We start from the raw sequence: 16,197 nt of genomic DNA on the forward strand, positions 1-16,197 counted from the left end.
CGTCGCCTTCGTCCATTTTGCGGTCGGCAAATTCAACCACCACAATCGCACCGTCCACAAGCATCCCCACGGCCAAAATCAGACCAAACATCACGATGTTGGAAATGGTGATGCCCATGATCCCAAGCAGGATAAAGCACAACAAGAATGAGGTCGGAATGGCAAAGCCCACCAGCAACGCAGAGCGAATACCAAGCGAGGCCAGAACCACGATCATCACGAGCGCAATCGCGGTCATCACCGCACCCTCAAGCTGGCTCACCATTGAGGCCACTTGGCGTGACTGGTCATTGGACGTGCCGACATTGATCACCTGACGCAATTCCTCGGGCCACGAGGCCACTTCGGCGGCCACTTCGGCCTTGATCAGCTCAACGGTATCGATGATGGGGAAGCCTTTGCGTTTGACAACTTGTAGCGCCACGGTGGTCTCACCGTTAAAGCGCGCGGTTCCCGCACGGTCCTCAAACGTCAGGCGAATGTCCGCCAGATCGCCAAGGGTGATCACGCGGTCGCCATTTACCTTGACCGGCAATTCCATGACATCGCTTTGATCATTGAAGCTTGCTGGGATTTTGATCGCAAAGTTACCTTGTGCCGTCTGCACTTCGCCGGCGGCCACGAGTTGGTTGTTGTTGGCGACAACGGAAATCAATTCTTGGGCCGTGACATTATAGGCTTCGAGGCGCAGCGGGTTTATGGTCACTTCGACCATTTCATCGCGTTGCCCCGTGAGCTGTGCTTCCAAGATCGGCTCAAGCCCGTCCAAGCGGTCTTGGAGCTGTTTGGCGTAGCGCACGAGCGTGCGCTCTGGCACGGGGCCTGTGAGGTTTACGATCAGGATCGGAAATTCGGAAAAGTTGATTTCATTGATGGAATAGCTGTCCGCGCCTTGCGGAAACTTGGCCTCGACGCGGCCCATACGGTCGCGCACATCCGCGATCACTTTGGTTTTGTCCCAACCAAACTCAAATTCCATGGCCAGACCGCCGTAGCCCTCTGCGGCGGTGCCTGACAGTTTTTTCAAACCGTCCAGATCGGACATTTCGGTTTCCATCGGCTCGACAAGCAAACGCTCGGCGTCCTCGGCGGAAATGCCGGGGAAGGGGACGGAGACAAACAGGGCAGGGATCTCAATGTCGGGTTCACCCTCTTTGGGCAATCCGATGTAGGCGGCCGTACCCGCAATGAGCGTCAATGCGATAAAGGCCAGAATCATACGGGCGCGTTCACCGGCCCAATCGACGATACCAGTCATTAGTTGATCTCCTCGAAATGCGGCTCAACGGGCACGCCTGCGCGGACATACTCTTGTCCAACTGTGATAATATCGGCCCGCTCTGGAAGGCCCGCGACCCAAACGCCCTCACGGGTGTCGCGCAAAACCTGAATAGGCATAAAGGCCACCATTTGGGCGTCATCGACGATACGCACACCAAGCAAGCCCTCATCATTGAGGGTCAGAGACGATTGTTTGACCAGATGCGCCGATTTGCCCTCCGAGCGGATTGCCATTTCAACGGTCTGACCGTCACGGATGGCGAAATCACTGTTGGGGACTTCGATTTCAACGCGAAAGGTGCGTGTGGTCGGATCTGCGGAGCGCGACAGGAACGTCACGCGGCCCGTGATCTGTGTGCCCGTCAAAAGACGCGCAGAGGCGAGTGTTCCGACTTCGATACGGTCCACCTCGGCCTCGGGGGCAAAGGCCACCAATTTCATCGGGTCGAGCTGGATAACATTCGCACAAATCGATCCGGCTTGCATCAAGGTGCCAAGCTCGGCTGTGTCACTTTCCAACAAGCCCGCAAACGGCGCTTCAATTGTCAGGTTCGCGATATCTTGTTCGGTTTGGGCCAGTGCTGCGCGGGCGCGCTCGAGGCCCGCTTCGGCGGTCAGGATATTGGTTTCAGCGGCGTAGCCACCCTTGGCCAGTTTTTGCGCATTTCGAAGGCCCACCTCGGCTTCTGCAACTGCTGCTTTGGCCTGTGCCAAGGACGATGCACGCACGCCGACGTCGAGTTGACACATCACCTGACCCTCTTCGACATAGGAGCCTTTGCGCAATGGGGCAGAGACAACACGTCCCGATGTTTCAGCCGACACATTGACGGAGCGCGCCGCTTGCGTCTCTCCGCGTAAAATCACCGCACTATCGAGCACTTCGGCGACAGAATGTTCTGCGACCACTTTGACCACAGGCTTGTCGGTCACGTCACGATTGGCGGGTGGGGCCATGGCGTTGACATCGGCCTGTGCTTGGGTGGCGTCTGTGGTCTCAACACTTGGTTGCGTGCTGCCGGAGATTTCGCCCAATGTATCGCGTTGGAACACGAAGAAATACAGAGCGAAGCTGACGATAATGGCGATAAGAAGGGGGACGATGCGCATATGGGTCTCTTTAATTTATCTTGCCGAACGGCAACTGAGTATCGGGACGTCTCACTGGATCTCGCAATAAGGCGTTAGCATTGTGTAACATCAAGGCCTGTTAACATGATTAACATTGAGGCCAAGATGGTGTCGACCTGATGAAACAACAAGGGTTTTACAGTGTTATAGTGTGTTTACGTGCTGCATGTGGTGTTGGATTAGCATTTTACAGGCAATGGCGCATAAAATGGACAGTGTTTAAGGCGATATTGGATCTTTTGAATGATCTTTATAGGAAAGTAAACCGTTCTGTTCAGATTTCAAGCGGCATTTGACACATTCACTTTATCCAAGGGGCGCTTGGATCTGCGGATCAAGGGGTCGCCATCCCCCGCGATGTGCGTCCCCCCTTGGCATTCGTGCGCAGTTCAGGGTAAGAGTTTGGCCAAACGCAAACAGACAACGTAGCGGGGCGGCTTTGAGCAATACTGATAGCTTCATCGAAGAGGTGACCGAAGAGGTCAAACGCGACAAACTTTTTGCGATCTTCCGTAAATACGGGTGGATCGGCGTTGTGGGCGTTGTCGCTCTTGTTGGCGGCGCATCCTATAATGAATACGCCAAATCCAAGGCCCGTGTTCAGGCGGAAGCCGCGGGTGATGCGATCTCGGCGGCTTTGGCGGTCGAGGACACACAGGCACGTGCGGATGCCTTGGCGGCGATTGATCTGACAGGCCAGCCGCGCATTGTGTCCGATATGATCCGTGCGGGTGAATTGCACGCGGTGGGCAATGTCGATGGTGCGGTGGCGACCCTCGCGCCTTATGTGGCGGATGCGACCCTTGCCCCGGTGTACCGCGATCTTGCGCTGCTCAAAACGGCGATGCTTGGAGCGTCCAAGATGGACCCTGAGGCACGTATTGAATTGCTCGCGGGCATCGCGTCACCTGGTGCGCCCTACCGCTTGTTGGCCGAAGAACAGATTGCCGTGGCTCAGATCGAGTCAGGTCAGTTGGACGCCGCGATCGAGGGGCTACGGGCCGTGGCTGAAGACGGCGAAGCAAGTCAGGCCTTGCGCCGTCGTGCCGTTCAGATGATTGTGGCGTTGGGTGGCGATCTTAACGCGGATACCGACGGCTAAAGCCGATTGATGGGTGTGGGCTGAAACCAGTCCAAAGCAAAGCGGGCAAGCCCGTTTTGTGGTAAACGACACAGACGAGGGAGAAGGCGCGCATGACCGTATTGGGTAAAACCGCAGTGAAAGCAGGACTGTTTGGTCTGGCGGTTGCGTTGTCGGCATGTGGTGCGGGCCGTGAGGTCATTTTGACGGGTGAACGCCTTGATCCACGCAGTGGTGATCCGGTGGCCACATCGGACACAGCGGTGAATACATCCGCCCAAATCTCTCTTGGCAAACAGGTATCGCGCGCGGCGTGGACGCACACAGGTGCGGGACGCTTGCACGATGCAGGTCACAACGCCTTTACCGCCGGACAACCCGCCCTTGCGTGGACCACGCCCATCGGGACGGGAAACTCACGCAAGTTCCGTCTGACAACGGATCCTGTTGCCGCACAAGGCGTTGTTGTTACACTTGATGCCAAAGCAACCTTGACGGCCGTATCGGCGGTTACGGGCACACCGGTCTGGACGCGTGATCTCACACCTGCGGGCGAAAAGGCGGGGGAGGCCACGGGCGGCACGCTCGCCATCGACGGCTCCACACTTTATGCCACCACCGGCTACGGCGAACTGATCGCCGCTGATCTGGTGTCTGGCGGGATTAAATGGCGTCAACGGATCGACGCGGCAGGGGCCGCAGGTCTTACCGTCTATGATGGTCTGGCCTATGTGGTCGGCGCGGACAGCCGCGCATGGGCGGTCGAGACCGCAACGGGCCGCGTCAAATGGGAACTGGCAGGACCAGAAGCCATTACCTCTCGCGTGGGGGCCGCATCGCCCGCAATTACCGACACATTGGCAATTGTTCCCTTTGCGACTGGTGATTTGTTCGGCTCGTTTCGCAAAGGCGGCATGCGGTTGTGGTCTGCAAGCCTTGCGGGACAACGCAAAGGCTTTGTTTACGCCAAGTTCTCCGACATTACCGCCGATCCCGTTGTGATTGGCAAAACGGTCTACACGGGCAACCAAGCGGGCCGTTTCGGGGCGTTCAATGTTGACACAGGCGCGCGCCTTTGGACTGCAAATGAGGGGGCGTACAGCCCCGCAACTGTGATTGGCGGCGCGGTGTTCATAGTGACGGATCGCAATGAAATCGTACGGCTGGATGCCAAAACCGGCGCCCGCGTTTGGGGCGTTCAGTTGCCGCTCTATACCCAAGAGAAAGAGCGCAAGCGCAAGGGCGTGTTTGCCCACTACGGCCCTGTGGCCGCGGGTGGCCGCCTTTGGGTTGCCTCCTCTGACGGTGTGTTGCGCGGGTTTTCCGCTGACAGTGGCGCATTGAGCGCACAACTCACCTTGCCCGCTGGCGCGTCCTCCGATCCGATCGTCGTGGGCGGTGTGATGTATCTACTGCTCGACAATGGCGAGCTTGCCGCCCTCAAATAGGGGGGGCGCATACGACGACGCGGCGGACAAACAGGGCCAAAACGCGATTAGGCTTTACGGCCCCCCGCGTCTCGGTGTATCGCCACCGCTTGAACGCCGCGCCTCCGCGTGGCCGCTGGATTTAACGGGAGTTATCCCATGAGTTTTTCACTCGCCATCGTCGGACGCCCCAATGTGGGCAAGTCGACCCTATTCAACCGCCTCGTGGGGCGCCGTCTTGCCTTGGTCGATGACCAACCCGGTGTGACGCGCGATCTGCGCGAGGGCGAGGCCAAGCTGATTGATCTTCGCTTTACCGTGATCGACACGGCGGGCCTCGAGGAGGCGACCGACGAGAGCCTTCAGGGCCGGATGCGCAAGCTGACCGAGCGGGCCGTGGATATGGCCGATGTGTGCCTGTTCATGATTGACGCGCGCGCTGGGATCCTGCCCGCCGACGAAGTGTTCGCGGAAATTCTGCGCAAACGCGCCAAGCACGTGATCCTCGCCGCCAACAAGGCCGAGGGACACGCAGGCGAGGGCGGTTTCCTTGAGGCCTATTCGCTGGGCCTTGGCGAGCCGATGCGCATTTCCGCCGAACACGGCGAGGGTATGGGCGAGCTCTATGATATCTTGCGCCCACTTGCGGATGGTTATGACGAGCGCGCCCAAGCCGAGGCGCCCGAGGTCGACGTTGAGTTGACCGAAGAAGAGCAGGAATTGGGCGAAGAGGCCGGTGTATCACGTGATTTCACCGCCGAAAAACCGTTGCAAATCTGTGTCGTTGGTCGCCCGAATGCGGGCAAATCCACGTTGATTAACAAGCTGTTGGGCGAAGAACGCCTTTTGACCGGCCCCGAGGCAGGCATTACGCGCGATAGTATTTCTGTCACGATGAACTGGAACAACACGCCTGTGCGGGTGTTCGATACCGCAGGTATGCGCAAAAAAGCCAAGGTGCAGGAAAAGCTTGAAAAGCTCTCCGTTGCAGATGGTCTGCGTGCGGTGAAATTCGCCGAAGTTGTGGTGGTTCTACTCGACGTTTCCATTCCGTTTGAACAGCAAGATTTGCGCATCGCCGATCTGGCCGAACGCGAAGGCCGCGCTGTGGTCATTGCGGTTAACAAATGGGACGAAGAGACCGATAAGTCAAACAAAGCCAAAGAGTTGCGCGAAGAATTCACGCGGCTATTGCCACAGTTGCGCGGCGCACAATTGGTCACGGTGTCGGCCAAAACCGGCAAGAACCTTGATAAGCTCGAAGAGGCGATTTTATACGCGCACCAAGTGTGGAACCGCCGCGTGCCCACCGCCAAGCTCAACACGTGGCTCTCGGCCATGACCGAGGCACACCCGCCCCCCGCACCGGGCGGTCGCCGCATCAAATTGCGGTATATGACCCAAGTGAAAGCCCGTCCACCACAGTTCGTGGTGATGTGTAGCCATCCCGATGAATTGAACGCCTCTTACAAGCGTTATCTGGTCAACGGGTTGCGCGCGGATTTTGATATGCCCGGCACGCCGATCCGTCTATTTTTCCGCAGCCAAGCGGATAAAAACCCGTTCAAGAACAAGACGAAATCGGTGCCCTCGCGGTTGCGCAAACACCTTGGCAAAGGGCGCGCGGACGAAAAGAAAAAGTGGTAGCGGCCCACGCGCCCCACATCTTTTACCTATAGAAAATGGCGCGCAGGATCACTCCCGCGCGCCATTTTGTTTGATCAGATAGGGGTGTTAGATATTGAGGGTGACCCAAATCGGCACATGGTCCGAGGGTTTGGTTTTCGCCCGCGTGAACACGTCGATTTGACAGTCGGTGAGGTAATCGGCGGCTTGCGGCGACAGTAAAAAGTGGTCGATGCGGATACCGTCGTTGCGATCAAATGCGCCCGCTTGGTAGTCCCAAAAGGTATAAACCTCCGGCGCGGAGGTGGTCGCGCGCAAAGCATCGGTAAAGCCAAGCGCCATTAAACGGCGAAATGCCGCGCGGCTTTGTGGGCGAAACAGCGCATCCTCGCGCCATGCATCGGGGCGTTTTGCGTCTTCGGCCTGTGGAATGAGGTTGAAATCCCCCGCCATCAAAAACGGCTGCTCCAACGCCATTAGTGCGCGCGCACGCTCTTCCAATCGGGCGAACCATTTCAGTTTGAAATCGTATTTCGATCCTTCAACGGGGGTGCCATCTGGGTTGAGATCAACAGGGTTGCCATTGGGCAAATACAGCCCGCAAATACGAACAGAATTGCGCGCGCCCATCACCGTGGCTTCAATATAGCGCGCCTCGATATCGTCGGCCCCCTCGCGTCCCATGCCCTCACCACCGGGCAAGCCACGGGTGACATCCTCAAGCGGCAGTTTGGATAGGATCGCCACGCCATTAAACGACTTTTGTCCATGAGTTTCAACGATATAGCCCATGTCCTCAAAGTGCTCGCGCGGGAAATTTTCGTCGACCGATTTGATCTCTTGGAGCACCACAACATCCGGCTCGGCCTCGGTGAGCCAATCGGTGAGCGCGTCCATGCGGGCTTTGATCCCGTTGATGTTGAAACTGGCGATTTTCATATGAGGCTCCCGTTGATTTGCCCCTTTGTAGGGGGCTTAGCGAGAGGCCGCAATGGCGCGGCCACACGCGGCGGCAGATGACCATGCCCATTGGAAGTTGTAGCCGCCCAGCCACCCCGTGACATCGACCACTTCGCCAATGAAATACAGCCCCCGAACCGCTTTGGCCTCCATCGTGGCCGACGAGAGCGCATCGGTGTCGACACCGCCAAGCGTGACTTCGGCTGTGCGGTAGCCCTCTGACCCCACAGGGCGCAACTCCATGGCGTGGAGCGCATCGGAGATCGCGGTGAGTGCCTTGTCGGAGTGATCCGCCAGATTGCCCGACAGGCCCAGACGCTCGGCCAATGTGTTGGCCAGTTTGGTGGGAAATATCGTGCCAAGCCCCGTGTGCACCTGGCGGCGACCGTTCTCGCTGCGTGCGGCTTTCAGAGCGCCGAAAATATCGCGGTTGGGTGATAGGTTCACGGTGATCGGATCACCGTCACGCCAATAGCTCGACACCTGCAAAATCGACGGTCCCGAAAGGCCGCGATGCGTAAACAACAATGCCTCGTCAAACGCCGTGCCATTTGCTGTCACCCGCGCGTCCAGGGCGGTGCCCGATAGGGGCGTGATCCAGTCGAGCTCTTGCGGCGCGAATGTGAGCGGCACAAGGGCGGGGCGGGTGTCGGTTAGGGGCAGGCCAAATTGCTCTGCGATTTGGTAGCCGATGCCCGTTGCGCCCATTTTGGGGATCGATTTGCCGCCCGTGGCGACGACCAGATTGCGGGTGGTGACGGCGCGGCCAGAGAGGGTCACATGAAACGTATCTCCATCATGGCGCACCGCGTCGATTGTGGTGCCAAGGGCGATATCGGCCCCGCGCGCCTCGGCCAAAAGCATGTCGATGATCGCTTGTGATTTGCCATCGCAAAACAATTGGCCAAGGGTCTTTTCGTGGTAGGTGATACCATGCGACACGCAGAGATCGATGAAATCCCATTGTGTGTAGCGCGCGAGGGCTGATTTGGAGAAGTGTTTGTTTGCGCTTATGAAATTATCGGAACTTGCGTACATATTGGTGAAATTGCACCGCCCGCCGCCCGAGATGCGCACCTTATCTGCCGCGCGTTTGGCGTGATCAACCACAAGCACCTTTGCCCCTGTCTGGGTGGCGAATTTGGCGCAAAACAATCCTGCCGCTCCCGCGCCAAGAATGATGGTGTCATATGAGGATGCAAAGGAATGGGTCATAGGGCGTTAGTGACGCGGTATTGCTCTAAAAACAAGGTGAATTGAGCGAAATTCCCGCGCGATGACGCGCCGTGTCTACACGGGTGTGCATTGTGTGATTGGAGCCGCAAAATAGTGGCGCGACGCTACATTGAAAACGAAGTGCCACAGCCACATGAGGCGGTGGCGTTCGGGTTTTCGATCACGAACCGCGCGCCTATCAACTCCTCGCTGAAATCAATGACCGCGTTTTCCAAGAACGGCAAGGACACGGGGTCGACGACAACCATAGCGCCGTCTCCCTCAAGGCGCACATCGTCGCCCGTGGGGGCGTCCAACGTGATCTCGTACTGAAACCCTGAGCACCCGCCACCCTCGACGGCGACGCGCAATGCTTTGTCCTCTCCCGAGGCCGCGTTGATCTCGGATATGCGGGCAAAGGCGCGGGGTGTGACGGTGGGCGGAAGCGTGAGGGCCATGATGCGTCTCTTTATCAATACGTTTCGGTCATTTGCGCGATGTTTTGCGCAACCTTTTGCGCCATGTGTTTGTCGCGCGGTGTTGCATCGAATATAGGGATACAAAGGACCGCCGACAAGGTGGCCAAACGGGACTGTGAAGGTGGGCGCATCAGCGCCACCTCAAAAGGGGAATTGCGCAGATGTTGAAATCCTATGCGAGCCAACCGTTCGAGACGCGCGGGCGGTTGTTCGACGAAAAGCTATCGACCTTTCGTTCGCCCTTTCAACGCGACCGCGACCGGATCATTCACTCATCGGCGTTTCGTCGCCTCAAACATAAAACCCAAGTGTTCGTGGAACATGAGGGTGATTATTACCGCACGCGTCTGACCCATTCGATTGAGGTCGCTCAGGTGGCGCGTACCATTGCGGGGGCTTTGGGCCTGAACGAAGGTCTGGCAGAGGCAATTGCGTTGGCCCATGATCTAGGCCACTCGCCGTTCGGGCACACGGGCGAAGATGCACTTGAAAATCTCATGGCGCCTTACGGCGGGTTTGATCACAATGCGCAGGCGCTTCGGATCGTCACCAAGCTGGAAAAACACTATGCCGATTTTGACGGGCTTAATCTGACATGGGAAAGCCTTGAGGGAATCGCAAAACACAACGGGCCAATCACCGGTCCGTATGCTGACCCCAAACGCCATCCGGAGGGGCATGCACTGTCCTATGCGCTCGAAGAGGTCAACGATCAGTTCGATCTCGAATTGCACACCTTTGCCAGTGCGGAGGCGCAAGTGGCCGCAATTGCCGATGATGTTGCCTATAACCATCACGACTTGCATGACGGCTTGCGCGCGGGTCTGTTTACGGCTGATGATTTGATGGAATTGCCACTCACGGATCGCGCCTACGCAGATGTCGATGCGACTTATCCCGACCTTGAGGCCACGCGGCGCGACCACGAGGCGTTGCGGCGAATTTTCGGCTACATGGTTGAGGATGTGATTACGATTGCGACCAATCGTTTGGACAGTGCGCGCCCCGAAACGGCGCAGGATATCCGTGATCTGGATCGGACAATTATTCGGTTTTCAAAGCCGTTCTTTCAAAACTTGAAGGTGATTAAATCGTTCTTGTTCAAACGGATGTACCGCGCGCCTTCGGTCGTGGTCGAGCGCGAGCGTGTCACGGTCATGGTCAATACGTTGTTCCCGCTGTTCATGGCAAAGCCCGCGCTTTTGCCGCTGGAATGGCGTGACGAAATTGATGCGGCACGAGATGACACCCAGTTGGCACGAATTGTACTTGATTACGTGGCCGGGATGACCGACCGTTTCGCGATTCAAGAATTTGAACGGCTGTGCGCAACCCCGCGCGAGATATAGGACCTGAACATGACAAACCGCATGATTGGCACGACAGGCGTAGCCCTCACACCCTTAGGATTTGGCACATCAGGCTTGGGCGACATGCCCGACACTTATGGCTATTCGGTGGATGCGGATCGTGCTGCCGCGACCCTGCGGGCGATTTTTGGCGGCCCTGCGCGGCTGATCGACACCTCGAACAACTACGGCGCGGGGCGCTCGGAGGCGCGGGTGGGTGCGGTGATCAAATCGGACGGTTTGCCCGCGGGCATGACGCTTTCGACCAAATTGGACCGCGATCCAGACACCGGACGCTTTGACGCCGCGCGCGCGTGGGCCTCGTTGGAGGAGAGCTGTGCGCGTCTCGGTGTGAGCCAAATCCCGCTGTTGTTTTTGCATGACCCTGAACATGCCCGCGATCTTGACGAGGTCGAGGGCGCGTCAGACGCGTTATTCGAGATGAAAGAGGCGGGGCGCGCAAAGGCGGTGGGTCTGGCCATGGGGCGGCTCGATATCATGGAGCCGATGCTCAAATCACGGCCGTTTGACGCGCTGATTTCGCATAACCGCTTTACGCTGTTGAACCGGTCCGCCTCTGCGATGTTCGATTATGCCGCTGATGCGGGGATCGCCGTGATCAATGCGGCGCCGTTTGCGGGCGGGGTTTTGGCCAAAGGGGCCGACGAAATGCCGCGCGTCACGTACCAAGAGGCAACCGAGGAAGCCCTCGCGCCCGTGCGCCGCATTGAGGCGCTTTGTGTCAAGTACGGTGTGGCTATGGGGGCGGTGGCCTTGCAATTTTCCATGCGTGATCCGCGTGTGAGCACAACGTTGCTGGGCGTGTCCAAACCCGAACGGGTTGCGCAAGCGATTGACTGGGCGCAGATGGAGATCCCGACTGCGCTTTGGGATGAATTGGCACAGTTCCCATTCGAATCCGCCGATCCCGAAGCAAACCGAGAGTATAAAGCCGGCTAGTCCGGCACTTAAAAGGTGATTTAACGATGTCGATTGAAACGGTTACGGGCCTCGCGCCCGTCGAAGCATTTGCTCTTGTTGGTGTGTTGGGTGTGGGCGCGCAATGGGTGGCGTGGCGTCTGCATTTGCCCGCGATTGTTGTGATGCTTGCTGTTGGCCTGTTGGCGGGGCCGGTTCTTGGCGTGTTCGATCCGGCCCGCGACATTGGCGGTCTGGTCCAGCCGCTTATCTCTTTGGCGGTTGCTGTGATCTTGTTTGAAGGTGGGCTTACGCTTGATCTGCACAAGCTTGGTGATGCCAAAAAAGGTGTTATGCGGCTTGTCTTTGTCGGTGCTCCGCTTGGTTGGTTGTCATCCGCACTGGCGCTGCACTATGGCGCGGGCCTTGGATGGGAGGCCTCCACGGTCTTTGGCGGCATTATGGTCGTGACAGGCCCAACTGTGATTGCGCCGCTGTTGCGCACCGCAAAGCTTTCACGTCGCCCTGCCAATCTGTTGCAATGGGAAGCCATCGTGAACGATCCCGTTGGGGCGTTGGCGGCGGTGCTTGCCTTTGAATTCGTGTTGGTCGGACGCGAGGCGGAAAGCTTTAGCGGGGCTCTGATCGAATTGGGCGTTGGCATATCGGTGGCAATGGTCGTGGGACTGGTCGCCGGTTTGGGGATTTCGCGCGCGTTCCGCGAGGCATGGGTGCCCGAATATATGAAAGTGCCTGTGCTCTTCGTCACCATGTTGGCCGCCTTTGCCTTGCCCGACATGATGCTGCACGAAAGTGGGCTTTTGGCCGTGACCGTCATGGGGCTGGTGATTGCCAATGCCGATTTGCCCTCGTTTGAGGAGCTGCGCCGTTTCAAGGAACACGCAACCATTCTATTGGTGTCGGGTGTGTTTATCTTGCTTGCGGCCTCGCTCGATTTCGCGTCTCTTTCGACGCTGACATGGCGCGCGGGTCTGTTCGTGGCCTTGGTTATTTTGCTCGCGCGCCCGCTTACCGTTCTGATATCACTGGCGTTTTCTGGCTTGCCACGCAATGAAAAGCTGTTGATTGCCTTTACGGGGCCGCGCGGTGTGGTTCTGGTCGCAGTCGCAGGTCTGTTTGGGGAGCGCTTGGCTGCGGCGGGTGTCGATGACGGGGCTGTCATTGGTCCACTGGCCTTTATCCTTGTGTTGGCCACTGTTGTTTTGCACGGATTCACGCTTGCGCCATTTGCGCGTTTTTTGGGGTTGGCGCAAAGCGGCACGCCGGGCGTTTTGTTCATTGGCGGGTCGCGGTTCACCACCGCTTTGGCCGAGGCCCTCAAAAAGGCCGAGGTGCCAGTGTTGATTGCCGATCCCAACCACGCACGACTTGTACGCCCACGCGCCACGGGTTTGCCGGTGTTTTACGGTGATGTGTTATCCGAGGCGGCCGAGCACTCTCTCGAAATCCTCAGCTACAAAACCATCGTCGCGGCGACAGAAAATGACGCCTACAACACCCTTGTCGCTACGGATTTGGCACCTGAGTTCGGACATGATCAAACGTGGCAGATCGCACGCCACCGCGCCGAACAGGCCCGCCACGCCTTGCCCACGCAACTGGGTGGACGGGCGTTTGGCGCAGGCAAGACCTTTCGCGAGTTGGAGGATTTGATCATAGGCGGGTGGCGTATTGCCATGACGGGCCTGACCGATGAATTCACCTTTGAGGATTGGAAAGCAGGACGCACGGGCGCGCATTTGATCGGGTACGTACCAACGGACGGCTCGTTTAAACGGGTCACACCCGACGATATCGAAGTGTTGTTCCCAAATCGCGCCGAGGCCCGCATCGAAGATCTGCCCGAAGAGCAGCGTGAAACGGCGCGCGAGGCATTGCGGCGACGTCTGACAGATGCGCGTCGAAACAGCGCGCGCGCCAAACTGGGCGCAGGTGTGCGCATTGTGGCCCTCGTCCCACCGGAGAGCGAGACAAAAGAGGCGGTCGTTGAGGCCGCAAATTCCAAAAAGCCGCACGCATAGGGGAGGGGGATCGCGCGGTGATCTCCCCCTTGACCGTTGACGATTTCGCCCACCATGATAAACCCCGCGGATACTCAAAAGAGAGATCGTACGACATGAACCTATTCGCCGATATTCGCGCTCTGGTGACGGGCAGCCTTGATACACTTGTATCCGAGGGTGTTCTCCCCGATGGCCTTGATTACGCCAATGTGGCGGTTGAGCCGCCCCGCGATTCCCTTCACGGTGATATGGCAACCAATGCCGCTATGGTTTTGGCCAAACCTGCCAAATCCAATCCGCGCGCAATTGCTGAGGCATTGGCGGTCAAACTTGGCGCTGATCCGCGCATTGAAAGCGTCGATGTGGCAGGGCCGGGGTTCATCAACCTGCGTCTTGCGCCCGCGCTGTGGACAGGGCTGGTTGAGGGCATTTTGTCTGATGACGCCTATGGCAAGTCCGCGCTTGGGGCCGCCAAAAAGGTCAATGTCGAATTTGTGTCGGCCAACCCCACGGGGCCGATGCATGTCGGTCACACGCGCGGTGCGGTCTTTGGGGACGCGTTGGCCTCGCTCCTTGATTACGCGGGTTACGATGTGACGCGTGAATACTACATCAACGATGGCGGCGCACAGGTCGATGTGCTCGCCCGCTCCGCCTACCTGCGGTATCTTGAGGCCTTGGGCCAAGAGGTCGAGTTCCCCGAGGGAACGTATCCGGGGGACTATCTGGTTCAGGTCGGTGAGGCTCTCAAAGACAAGTACGGCGATAGCCTTGTCGGGAAACCCGAAGACGACTGGATTGACGATATCCGTGTGTTCTCCATCGAGGCGATGATGGATATGATCCGTGGCGACCTCAAGGCGCTCGGTGTCGAGATGGATAAGTTCTATTCCGAGAAATCGCTTTACGACACGGGCCTGATTGAAAGCGCGATCGAAGAGTTGCGCAGCAAAGACCTGATTTATCGCGGCACGCTTGAGCCGCCAAAGGGTCAGATGCCCGAGGATTGGGAAGCGCGCGAACAAACCTTGTTCCGCTCCACCGCCCACGGTGATGATGTGGATCGCCCGATCCAGAAATCCGATGGCGCATGGACCTATTTTGCCCCCGACATTGCCTACCACTATGACAAGGTGAAGCGCGGGTATGACGAGATTATCGACATTTTCGGCGCTGACCACGGTGGTTATGTCAAGCGGATGAAGGCGGCGGTATCCGCCCTATCCGAAGGCAAAGTTGGCTGTGATATCAAACTGGTGCAGTTGGTGAAGCTGTTTCGCAACGGCGTGCCGCTCAAGATGTCCAAACGCTCTGGCACCTTTGTCACCCTGCGCGATGTGGTGGAACAGGTGGGCGCGGATGTAACCCGTTTTGTGATGCTCACGCGCAAGAACGATGCGCCCCTTGATTTCGATTTCGACAAGGTTCTGGAGCAATCCAAAGACAACCCTGTGTTCTACGTTCAATACGCCCATGCACGCGTCCGCTCGGTGCTGCGCAAAGCCGAGGACCAAGGGATTGCCTTGACCGACACGCCGAACCTGACGGACCCCGCCGAATTGGCTGTGGCCAAAAAGCTGGCCGATTGGCCGCGTCAGGTCGAGATTGCCGCCAAAAGCCATGAGCCGCACCGTATCGCGTTCTATCTGTACGAGCTTGCATCGGATTTCCATGCGTTGTGGAACAAGGGCAACGACAACGAGGGTCTGCGGTTTTTACAAGAGGACCATGCGGCCTCTGCGGCAAAAATTGCGCTCCCACGTGCCGTTGCCGTTGTTATTTCATCGGGTCTTGGTATTCTCGGTGTAACGCCTGCGGAGGAAATGCGCTAAACGCATCTCTTCGGGGCAAGGGCGGATGTGCGTCCCCGTGTGAAAGCCGGCAAAGATCGGCCTCATACATCACATCAAGAGCAGTTTATAACCCGTTGATATAAAACAAAACGGGATGAGGTCGCATTGACGACTTCAAGAGGCAAAGAGGCGAATATGACGCAGGATTTTAAATCCCTTCACGGCACCCGTTCCGCTCAAATGGACGGCTACGCGGCGCAGCCAAATTATGGCCATGTGCAACCCCAACACGGGCAACCGCAGTATGGCGGTCAGCCGCATGCGCAGTATGTCGCGTCACATGATGCGTCGGGTGTGCATTCTGAGCAACAGTATGCACCGCAGCCTGCGTACCATGCGCCGCACCTTCATGCTCAACATCACGGGCAATATGGCAGTCAATTTGGTGCCCCTGAGTCCGGATATGCGGATTATGATGACGGTGCGGTTGCGCAAATGCCGCGACTGGGTGTGACGCAATGGGCGGGCGCGGCTGTGTCGCTTGTGCTCGTTTTGACCATTGGCGTTTGGGGGTACAAGCAAATGGTGCGCGATGTGTCGGGTGTTCCGGTCATTCGTGCTCTTGCGGGCGAGGCGCGCTCAATCCCCGACGATCCCGGTGGACAACTGGCCATGCACCAAGGTCTTGCCGTGAATTCCGTGACCGCCGATGGGTCTGCTGCGGCACCCGCAGATCGCTTGATGCTTGCGCCCAAACCCATCGCCTTGCAGGACGAAGATCAGCCCATGGGTGAGATCGAACCTGAGGCTACATTCGTGGCCTATGCGCCCGACACTAATGCCTATGCAATTGAGGCAGATGACGGTTTGACACAAATCGCCGTTGTCCCCGATGCGTTGGAGCTTACCGCTT

12 protein-coding genes and 1 pseudogene are annotated in these 16,197 nt (G+C 57.9%); 8 read left to right on the forward strand and 5 right to left on the reverse strand.

Annotated elements, in window-relative coordinates:
- Together ACTG34_RS06085 and ACTG34_RS06090 are read right to left on the reverse strand one after the other, a co-directional pair.
- Positions 1-1,258 (reverse strand): efflux RND transporter permease subunit (locus tag ACTG34_RS06085; RefSeq protein ID WP_439104085.1); only part of this gene is annotated, 1,258 nt, incomplete at its 3' end.
- Positions 1,258-2,391 (reverse strand): efflux RND transporter periplasmic adaptor subunit, encoded by a 1,134-nt coding sequence (locus ACTG34_RS06090; protein WP_439104086.1) that lies wholly within the window; start codon positions 2,389-2,391, stop codon positions 1,258-1,260. The genes ACTG34_RS06090 and ACTG34_RS06085, both read right to left, overlap by 1 nt.
- Positions 2,392-2,851: 460 nt before the next feature.
- On the opposite strand from ACTG34_RS06090, the gene ACTG34_RS06095 reads away from it, so the two are divergent.
- From ACTG34_RS06095 to der, 3 genes are all read left to right on the forward strand, one after another.
- On the forward strand, positions 2,852-3,514 hold the full coding sequence (locus ACTG34_RS06095) for a hypothetical protein (protein WP_439104087.1): 663 nt from the start codon (positions 2,852-2,854) through the stop codon (positions 3,512-3,514).
- A 92-nt stretch (positions 3,515-3,606) separates the two neighbouring features.
- A complete protein-coding gene (locus ACTG34_RS06100) occupies positions 3,607-4,941 on the forward strand; it encodes an outer membrane protein assembly factor BamB family protein (RefSeq protein WP_439104088.1) in 1,335 nt (444 codons plus the stop codon).
- Positions 4,942-5,079: 138 nt separating this feature from the next.
- The gene (gene der, locus ACTG34_RS06105) at positions 5,080-6,567 is read left to right on the forward strand and encodes a ribosome biogenesis GTPase Der (protein WP_062214990.1); all 1,488 of its coding nucleotides are present in this window, start codon (positions 5,080-5,082) and stop codon (positions 6,565-6,567) included.
- Between the two features lie 87 nt (positions 6,568-6,654).
- Here the strand turns inward: der and xth are convergent, their stop codons facing one another.
- From xth to ACTG34_RS06120, 3 genes are all read right to left on the reverse strand, one after another.
- Complete coding sequence (xth, locus tag ACTG34_RS06110) at positions 6,655-7,485, reverse strand: exodeoxyribonuclease III (protein WP_439104089.1); 831 nt, start codon at positions 7,483-7,485, stop codon at positions 6,655-6,657.
- Between the two features lie 36 nt (positions 7,486-7,521).
- Positions 7,522-8,721 carry an NAD(P)/FAD-dependent oxidoreductase gene (locus ACTG34_RS06115; protein ID WP_439104090.1) on the reverse strand — a complete coding sequence of 400 codons (1,200 nt, stop codon included), beginning with the start codon at positions 8,719-8,721 and terminating at the stop codon, positions 7,522-7,524.
- A 125-nt stretch (positions 8,722-8,846) separates the two neighbouring features.
- Complete coding sequence (locus tag ACTG34_RS06120; RefSeq protein WP_062215000.1) at positions 8,847-9,179, reverse strand: HesB/IscA family protein; 333 nt, start codon at positions 9,177-9,179, stop codon at positions 8,847-8,849.
- Between the two features lie 182 nt (positions 9,180-9,361).
- Between ACTG34_RS06120 and ACTG34_RS06125 the strand changes: the two genes are divergently transcribed.
- The 5 genes and pseudogenes from ACTG34_RS06125 to ACTG34_RS06145 all read left to right on the forward strand — a co-directional run.
- Complete coding sequence (locus ACTG34_RS06125; protein ID WP_439104091.1) at positions 9,362-10,549, forward strand: deoxyguanosinetriphosphate triphosphohydrolase; 1,188 nt, start codon at positions 9,362-9,364, stop codon at positions 10,547-10,549.
- A 9-nt stretch (positions 10,550-10,558) separates the two neighbouring features.
- Positions 10,559-11,509, forward strand: a complete 951-nt coding sequence (locus ACTG34_RS06130; RefSeq protein ID WP_439104092.1) for an aldo/keto reductase — start codon at positions 10,559-10,561, stop codon at positions 11,507-11,509.
- Between the two features lie 26 nt (positions 11,510-11,535).
- The gene (locus ACTG34_RS06135; protein ID WP_439104093.1) at positions 11,536-13,509 is read left to right on the forward strand and encodes a cation:proton antiporter; all 1,974 of its coding nucleotides are present in this window, start codon (positions 11,536-11,538) and stop codon (positions 13,507-13,509) included.
- Positions 13,510-13,604: 95 nt separating this feature from the next.
- On the forward strand, positions 13,605-15,323 hold the full coding sequence (gene argS / locus ACTG34_RS06140; protein ID WP_439104094.1) for an arginine--tRNA ligase: 1,719 nt from the start codon (positions 13,605-13,607) through the stop codon (positions 15,321-15,323).
- Positions 15,324-15,479: 156 nt separating this feature from the next.
- Positions 15,480-16,197 (forward strand): annotated as a pseudogene (locus ACTG34_RS06145) (hypothetical protein); the annotation flags it as partial.

This window comes from Celeribacter marinus, assembly GCF_965656515.1.
In the GTDB taxonomy this organism is placed as follows: Bacteria; Pseudomonadota; Alphaproteobacteria; order Rhodobacterales; family Rhodobacteraceae; genus Celeribacter; species Celeribacter marinus_D.

What these genes read in the sequence shown, in the direction of transcription:
- xth (WP_439104089.1), bottom strand. Translation starts at nt 7,485, where the DNA reads ATGAAAATCGCCAGTTTCAACATCAACGGGATCAAAGCCCGCATGGAC.
- ACTG34_RS06135 (WP_439104093.1), top strand. Translation starts at nt 11,536, where the DNA reads ATGTCGATTGAAACGGTTACGGGCCTCGCGCCCGTCGAAGCATTTGCT.
- der (WP_062214990.1), top strand. Translation starts at nt 5,080, where the DNA reads ATGAGTTTTTCACTCGCCATCGTCGGACGCCCCAATGTGGGCAAGTCG.
- ACTG34_RS06090 (WP_439104086.1), bottom strand. Translation starts at nt 2,391, where the DNA reads ATGCGCATCGTCCCCCTTCTTATCGCCATTATCGTCAGCTTCGCTCTG.
- argS (WP_439104094.1), top strand. Translation starts at nt 13,605, where the DNA reads ATGAACCTATTCGCCGATATTCGCGCTCTGGTGACGGGCAGCCTTGAT.
- ACTG34_RS06115 (WP_439104090.1), bottom strand. Translation starts at nt 8,721, where the DNA reads ATGACCCATTCCTTTGCATCCTCATATGACACCATCATTCTTGGCGCG.
- ACTG34_RS06100 (WP_439104088.1), top strand. Translation starts at nt 3,607, where the DNA reads ATGACCGTATTGGGTAAAACCGCAGTGAAAGCAGGACTGTTTGGTCTG.
- ACTG34_RS06125 (WP_439104091.1), top strand. Translation starts at nt 9,362, where the DNA reads ATGTTGAAATCCTATGCGAGCCAACCGTTCGAGACGCGCGGGCGGTTG.
- ACTG34_RS06130 (WP_439104092.1), top strand. Translation starts at nt 10,559, where the DNA reads ATGACAAACCGCATGATTGGCACGACAGGCGTAGCCCTCACACCCTTA.
- ACTG34_RS06120 (WP_062215000.1), bottom strand. Translation starts at nt 9,179, where the DNA reads ATGGCCCTCACGCTTCCGCCCACCGTCACACCCCGCGCCTTTGCCCGC.